The organism is Nocardia sp. NPDC059236 (assembly GCF_042754085.1).
In the GTDB taxonomy this organism is placed as follows: domain Bacteria; phylum Actinomycetota; class Actinomycetes; order Mycobacteriales; family Mycobacteriaceae; genus Nocardia.
In genome coordinates this window covers 1-1194 of sequence record NZ_JBHZAF010000094.1, presented here as the reverse complement: position 1 = coordinate 1194, position 1194 = coordinate 1, and the positions used below count along the sequence as shown (strand labels likewise).

Annotated in this window: 2 protein-coding genes; both read left to right on the top strand. The window is 69.3% G+C overall.

The genetic code is table 11. The features are described 5' to 3' along the window. The first annotated feature begins 110 nt into the window (after positions 1-110). Complete coding sequence (locus ACFXIV_RS48130; RefSeq protein WP_379421565.1) at positions 111-629, top strand: MarR family winged helix-turn-helix transcriptional regulator; 519 nt, start codon at positions 111-113, stop codon at positions 627-629. Between the two features lie 67 nt (positions 630-696). Then, the gene (locus ACFXIV_RS48125) at positions 697-1029 is read left to right on the top strand and encodes a DUF3817 domain-containing protein (protein WP_209210914.1); all 333 of its coding nucleotides are present in this window, start codon (positions 697-699) and stop codon (positions 1027-1029) included. Positions 1030-1194: the final 165 nt, after the last annotated feature.

Sequence of the window (1194 nt, the reverse complement as noted above, 5' to 3'; positions counted from 1 at the left end):
GTATCTGGGCGAGGACTGAGCGGCGCGGCGGGAGGCGCCCGGCCCGGTGCGGAGCGCCCGCGGAGCGGGACGGCTTAGACCGGCACCTGACCGGCCGGTAGGGTCTTAGGGTGCCCAAGCCGCTCAGTCTGTCGTTCGACCCGATCGCCCGTGCCGATGAGCACTGGAAGCAGCGATGGGGCTCGGTGCCGTCCATGGCCGCGATCACCTCGATCATGCGCGCCCTTCAGATCCTGCTGTCCGAGGTCGACGCGGTGCTCAAGCCGTACGGGCTGACGTTCGCACGGTACGAGGCGCTGGTGCTGCTCACCTTCTCGCAGAAGGGGGAGCTGCCCATGTCCAAGATCGGCGAGCGGCTGATGGTGCATCCCACCTCGGTGACCAACACCGTCGACCGGCTGCAGGCGGCGGGCTTCGTGGAGAAGCGGCCCAACCCCAACGACGGCCGGGGCACCCTCGCGGCGATCACGGACAAGGGCCGCGAGGTGTGCGACGCGGCCACCGAGGACCTGATGGCCATGGACTTCGGGCTCGGCGCCTACGGGACCGAGCAGCTCGACGAGATCTTCGACCTGCTGCGCCCGCTGCGGGTGGCGGCCGGGGACTTCACCGAGGGCCCCGGCCGCTGAGCGTGCCGGCGGTGGGGGCCGCAGGGTGGTGAAAGGTCGCACCGAAGCGGCGGTTACGCTCGTTTTCATGAAACGAAGCGTGCTGACCCGCTACCGCGTCATGGCGTACGTCACCGCCGTGCTCCTCGTCCTGCTGACGCTCGGCATGATCGGCAAGTATCTGCTGGGTATGGACGGTGCCGAGGGCTTCACCAGCGTGGTCGGGATCGCACACGGCTGGCTCTACATCCTCTACCTGATCTTCGCCTTCGACCTCGGCCAGAAGGCGAAGTGGCCGCTGGGCAAGCAGATCTGGGTGCTGCTGGCGGGCACCGTGCCCACCGCGGCCTTCTTCGTCGAGCGCAAGGTCACCCGCGAGGTCGCGCCGCTGGTGGGGACCGCTGCACCCGTGGAGGCGTAGCCCTCTCAGGGGCTGCGCTTGCCCACCCTGCGCCTGGGGGTACCCCCTGCTCGAAGAGCTTGGGGGAGCAGGGCCCAAGCTTTGCGGGGTAACCATTCAGGGGCGTGGGGAACTGCGCTCCCCCAGCCGGACCCAGCACCCGACGGCGGGGTACCAGAACGTGTG